The organism is Protofrankia sp. CiP1_Cm_nod2, from assembly GCF_920664355.1.
Taxonomy (GTDB): Bacteria; Actinomycetota; Actinomycetes; order Frankiales; family Frankiaceae; genus Protofrankia.
This window is the reverse complement of sequence record NZ_CAKKTL010000314.1, coordinates 1-5,101: the sequence shown is the minus strand read 5'-3', so window position 1 is coordinate 5,101 and position 5,101 is coordinate 1. Positions and strand designations below refer to the sequence as shown.

At 66.9% G+C, this 5,101-nt stretch carries 6 protein-coding genes; 2 read left to right on the top strand and 4 right to left on the bottom strand.

The window, feature by feature from the left end; translation table 11 throughout:
* Positions 1–13 precede the first annotated feature (13 nt).
* Positions 14–289, top strand: coding sequence for a cytochrome C oxidase subunit IV family protein (locus tag NBW84_RS22430; protein ID WP_131790692.1), 276 nt, complete (start codon positions 14–16; stop codon positions 287–289).
* Here NBW84_RS22430 and NBW84_RS22425 read toward each other — a convergent pair.
* Both NBW84_RS22425 and NBW84_RS22420 read right to left on the bottom strand, forming a co-directional pair.
* A complete protein-coding gene (locus NBW84_RS22425; RefSeq protein ID WP_250287186.1) occupies positions 286–966 on the bottom strand; it encodes a CoA transferase subunit B in 681 nt (226 codons plus the stop codon). The two genes, NBW84_RS22430 and NBW84_RS22425, sit on opposite strands and share 4 nt — an antisense overlap.
* Positions 956–1,702, bottom strand: a complete 747-nt coding sequence (locus NBW84_RS22420; protein WP_131790693.1) for a CoA transferase subunit A — start codon at positions 1,700–1,702, stop codon at positions 956–958. Before NBW84_RS22420 ends, NBW84_RS22425 begins: the two co-directional genes overlap by 11 nt.
* Before the next feature lie 319 nt (positions 1,703–2,021).
* Here NBW84_RS22420 and NBW84_RS22415 point away from each other — a divergent pair, with 319 nt between their 5' ends.
* Positions 2,022–2,318, top strand: a complete 297-nt coding sequence (locus NBW84_RS22415) for a hypothetical protein (RefSeq protein ID WP_250287184.1) — start codon at positions 2,022–2,024, stop codon at positions 2,316–2,318.
* A gap of 40 nt (positions 2,319–2,358) precedes the next feature.
* Here the strand turns inward: NBW84_RS22415 and NBW84_RS22410 are convergent, their stop codons facing one another.
* On the bottom strand, positions 2,359–3,972 hold the full coding sequence (locus tag NBW84_RS22410; RefSeq protein WP_250287182.1) for a hypothetical protein: 1,614 nt from the start codon (positions 3,970–3,972) through the stop codon (positions 2,359–2,361).
* Between the two features lie 19 nt (positions 3,973–3,991).
* Entirely contained in the window at positions 3,992–4,870 is an 879-nt protein-coding gene (locus NBW84_RS22405; protein ID WP_250287180.1) for a hypothetical protein, read from the bottom strand.
* Positions 4,871–5,101: the final 231 nt, after the last annotated feature.

The window sequence follows — 5,101 nt, the reverse complement described above, 5'->3', positions numbered from 1 at the left end:
GGTGAGGTGAACGATGAGTTCCGTGGTGCGCACGCGTGCGACCGGTGTGTGGCTCATCCTCGTCCTTGCGACGTCGCTGTCTTGGGTGCTGGGTACCGACCATGGCCTCAGCAACGACGGGCATCGGATGGCGAGCGTTGCGATCCTGGTCGTCGCGCTGTTCAAGGCCAGGCTCGTTGGTCTCTACTTCATGGACCTCCGCAACGCACCGGCGGTTTTGCGCGGGTTGTTCGAGGGGTACTGCGTCGCCGTCTGCGCCGTGACGATCTCGCTGTTCCTCCTCGCTTAGATGCTGGGTTCCTCAAGGCCGGGGTAGACCGGAGGAATCCAGCACCAGAGCGCGACGGCGAAGTCGGGCTCGGTGACGGCCCGGACGTCGTCGACGGTCACGCCCGGTGCGAGCTCGCGCAGCACCAGTCCTGCGGGCTCGATGTCGAGCACAGCGAGGTCGGTGATGACGCGCTGGATGCACGCGCGGCCTGTGTAGGGCAGCGAGCACTCTCGTACGATCTTGGGTGAGCCGTCTTTGGTGACGTGCTCCATCATCACGATTGAGCGCTTGGCTCCGTGCACGAGGTCCATCGCGCCGCCCATCCCCTTGACCATCTTTCCGGGGATCATCCAGTTGGCCAGGTCGCCCTTCTCCGACACCTGCATGGCGCCGAGGATCGCGACGTCGATGTGACCGCCGCGGATCATCCCGAACGACGTCGCGCTGTCGAAGTACGAGCCGCCCTTATTGAGGGTGACGGTCTCCTTGCCAGCGTTGATGAGGTCGGGGTCGACGGCGTCCTCGGTCGGGTACGGCCCGACGCCGAGCATGCCGTTCTCGGACTGCAGCACGACGTGTACGCCGTCCGGCACGTAGTTGGGTACCAGGGTAGGCAGGCCGATCCCGAGGTTGACGTACTGCCCGTCCGCGAGCTCGAGGGCGACCCGCGCTGCCAGCTCGTCCCTAGACAGCACGGACGGTCCTCCGCTCGATCCGCTTCTCCACGGACACCTGCACCACGCGCTGCACGAAGATTCCCGGGGTGTGCACCAGGGCCGGATCCAGGTCGCCGGGCTCCACGACCTCCTCGACCTCCGCGATCGTCACGCGACCCGCAGCGGCGCAGAGTGGGTTGAAGTTCTGCGCCGACTTCTCGTAGACGAGGTTGCCGTGCCGATCGCCGTAGCGGGCATGCACGAGGGCGTAGTCGCAGACGATCGCGTGCTCCAGCACGTACTCCACACCGTCGAAGGTGCGGACTTCCTTGGGCTCCGACGCCTTCGCCGCGCCACCCGACCCGTCGTACCGGAGAGGAAGCCCCCCGAGGGCGACCTGTGTCCCGACGCCACCGGGGGTGTAGAAGGCGGGGATACCCGCGCCGCCGGCACGGAGCCGCTCGGCGAGCGTGCCCTGCGGGACCAGTTCGACCTCGAGCTCGCCGGACAGGAACTGCCGCTCGAACTCCTTGTTCTCCCCGACGTAGGAGCCCGTGGTGCGGCTGATCCGTTTGGCTCGCAGAAGCGAGCCCAGGCCCCACCCGTCGACGCCACAGTTGTTGGAGACCGTCTTGAGGTCGTCGACCCCGGTTTCCAACAGCGCCTCGATGAGAGCCTGCGGGATGCCGCAGAGCCCGAACCCGCCAACGGCCAGCGACGACCCGCAGGCGATATCCGTGACCGCTTCGGCGGCACTGCCGACGATCTTGTTCACCGCTTCCCCTCTCCAAAAACGAATTATAGTTAGAAACTAACGTCTTGCAAGCACTTCTCGTGGGATGAAAAGCACTCAAAGGGTCATTAACTCAAAACGGAGGAAGGATAAGTGAGAAAAATCACAGATCGACAGGTGTGAGGGCGGCGACTCGTGGGCCGTGCACCTGGGCAGGGAGACGATGGCGCTGAAGCCCGTTGCAAGGCTGCTCGCGGTCGTGAGCGGCGCCGTTCTGGTGACCACAATGACTGCCCAAACTGCGGACAACTGCGACCCGCCGTGGCGGAGTCCGAGGCGAACTTCGATTCTGGCGGTCATCATGATCGAGGGATCTGGGTCGGCGGTTCAGGCACACCTGTTCTCGAGCCCGCGCCTGCTCCTGCTGGACGAGGTGTCGATGGGACTGGCGCTCGCTGTGGTGGACGAGATCTTCGCCTTTCTCGACCTGCTGGCTCAGGAAGGCTCCAGTCTGCTGCTGGTCGAGCGGTACGTCACGCGGGTGCTCGCCCGTGGGGACTACGTCTACCTGCTCAACCGCGGTCAGGCTCGCTTCGTCGGCGAGCTGACGGAGTGCGAGAGCTCGGACATCTTCAAGGAGCGCGTCGACGTCGACTAGCGATCTTTGGTCTGTGGGTTCTTCACATCTGTGTCACGTTTCAGGCTGCGGGTGCGAGCCGGGCGTGGTCGATGTAGCTGTCGACGTGGCGATCGAGGATGCGGAGCGCGTCGCGCAGCTCGGGTGGGGCCTGGGGCTGGTCGGCCGCGGTAAGCGGGACGAGGAGCCGGTTGTAGACCTTGGTGTAGAAGACGGCGATGCGGATGCCGTCGTCGGTGAGCGTGTAGCGGTTGCGGTGCGGTAGCCGGCGGATCAGGCCGGCCAGGCGCAGCCGGCGCAGGTCATAGGTCCTCTGGCCGGGGCGGTAGTCGCTGCCGAGCAGCCCAGCGATCAGGACACGTAGGTTCTTGTTGGTGAAGCCGGTCGCGGTGAGCAGCGTCTGACACAGGGCGCCGGTCAGGGCCATGACCCGTGGATCACCGAACCGCAGGGCCGGGGTCCGCCGCCCCTCCGTGTCGACGGTGGGGTGCGTGATCCGCTCGAAGGCCGGACTCGCGAGGACACAGCCCTGGCCGACCCGTTCAGCGTCCAGGATCCGGCGGTTGGCCGCACGGGCCTTGGACTGCAGCTCGGGCAGGTGGCGCAGGCGGGCGTTGCAGCCCAGGTCCCGCGGGGCGTTGATGACGGTCTCGATCCGCATGGCCCGACCGTCCTTGAGGTACTGCTTGATGCGGGAGTGCTTGTAGAAGACGTTGACCACGCCACCGCCGTTGTCGCGGCGGTCGATCGCGGTGCGGAAGGTTCCCTTCATGTCACGGCGGATGAGGCGTCCGAAGATGATTTCCCCGTTGTGCGGGCGGCCGAGGTCGAGGTTGTCGGCGATGAGCGCCTCGAAGAAGCCGCGGGCGTGCCGGGGCGCGTCGAACACGAGGGTGCGGGAGATCTCGATCTGGCGCATGGAGGTTTCCCACCAGTAGCCGGCGTCCCGGTCGGTGGCGGTGAGCGGCAACGGCAGCCGGGCCAGCCAGCGCTGCACGAACACGTCGATCGCGCCCGGGTTCAGCCGGTCGCAGATCTCCTGCAGCGCGGCCGGGCCGGCGGCGGCGGCGAACCCGTTGGACAGCTCGGCAAAGCCGATCCCGGCCCGGGTCGCCTGGCGTTTGGCCCACGCGTGCCCGCCCCGCCAGATCTTCGCCGGATACGGGAAGTAGCTGCACATCTTGATGAACGCCGGGCCGAAGTCGGCGTCCCACACGGAGAAGTAGGAGCAGGACACCCGCCGGTCGGTTTTGGTGAACGACCACTGCACCGCCCCGGTGGCGGTGTGGCGTTCGTAGGCGGTCCAGACCCGCTGGAACTCCTGGGCCACCCAGGTCGCGGCGACCCCGGACCGTCCGGTCGCGGCCTGGCGATCCAGATGCGGACGCATCAGCTCCAGCTTGCCGCCCACGTCGTCCCTGCCGAAGCGCACCCACGGGAGGCCGTTGGCCTCGGCGAACGAGGCGACCGCGCGGCGGAACCGCTGGCCGATCTGGTTGAACAGCGCCGGCGACGGAAACGGGTAGCCCAGGTGACCGGACAGGAACGCCGTGACCTGCGCGCTGGTCTGCAACGTCGGCACGTAGGCGTTGAGATAGATCCGGTCCAGGCACTGGATGTCCAGCGCCACGTGCCCGTCGAGCACCTCGTTGACCGTCACCGTATGCGCACCCATGACCGGCCTCCTGACACGGCTACGGTCGCCAGGATGCGCCGGCCGGCACCGGGGCCGCCAGCCCAGCCGCGCTGCTCGGCGGTCCGAGGCGAAGCCTCACTGCTACTACAGCCGCACTTGTACTACAGCCGCACTTGGTACTCCAGCCGCACTTGGCGGCGGTGATGTGTTCCAGGACGACGGTGGGACTTTCGTGGGGAAGCGCCTCGATATTGTCCGCCTCAACGAGGACCTGGGTGGGATCAAGTCCGGTCTGGCGTGCCGTGACCGTGGCGGCGACGTGCAGCCAGTGAGCGGCTGCGACCGCGGCGGCGGTGGGCTCCACCTCGGTGAACAAACGACTGTCCCCGAAGGGATTGTCAGCCAGGAGCACGTCGGCGGCAGCGACCTGGAGGGGGGAGGCGTCGGCGCGGGTCAGGGCGATGGCCTGGCGGGCCCGTCCGGAGAGGTCACCGCGTTCAGCCTGCTCGACGGCGTCGAGCTCCGCGGAGACATCAGCGAGGATCTGTTCGGTGAGGTTCTGGTTCCCGATCGCGTGGAGGGCGCGCCCGACGCGGTGTGCAGCTTCTTCGACGATCACATAGGACTGCAGCAGGGTGCCGTTGTGAGGTAGGTGAGGGCGCCGGATCACGGCGAGCACACTGGCGAATGCTGTGCGGTCGCTGGCGCGACGCCAGCCTTCGCTGCCGACACGCAGACTCGGTGTGGCACTGGCCGGATGGGTGTAGGTACGCCACGCCGCCGCAGCCAGGAAGGTCAACTGTTCGGCCAACCGGAAGGCGTCGCGCTCGACAACGGCCGTGGGGAGCGTGGCGACGGTTGCGGCCAGATCCCCGGTTCCAGTAGCCCAGGAGACGAGGAGGGCACGCTGGCCAGGGTCGTAGGCATACCGGCTCATCGCAGACCTCCCCTCCCGCCGTCGCCAGGCTGCCGCACATCGGGTGCGCCAGGGAAGCCACAACAGCCCCGGGATACGGACATGCCGTCGATCATCGGTTTTTACAGTCCGTAACCGCGACCGAAAGAGCGACATGTAGTTGCCGTCGCAACGTCACCACCATGTCACCACCAGAACATCTCATAGCTCTTAATGGCGATCTACGTGGCCTGTTCGCGCAGGTCACGGGGG

Excerpts from the sequence above, each read along its gene's own strand:
- NBW84_RS22430 (WP_131790692.1), top strand. The coding sequence starts at position 14 with ATGAGTTCCGTGGTGCGCACGCGTGCGACCGGTGTGTGGCTCATCCTC.
- NBW84_RS22415 (WP_250287184.1), top strand. The coding sequence starts at position 2,022 with ATGATCGAGGGATCTGGGTCGGCGGTTCAGGCACACCTGTTCTCGAGC.
- NBW84_RS22410 (WP_250287182.1), bottom strand. The coding sequence starts at position 3,972 with ATGGGTGCGCATACGGTGACGGTCAACGAGGTGCTCGACGGGCACGTG.
- NBW84_RS22405 (WP_250287180.1), bottom strand. The coding sequence starts at position 4,870 with ATGAGCCGGTATGCCTACGACCCTGGCCAGCGTGCCCTCCTCGTCTCC.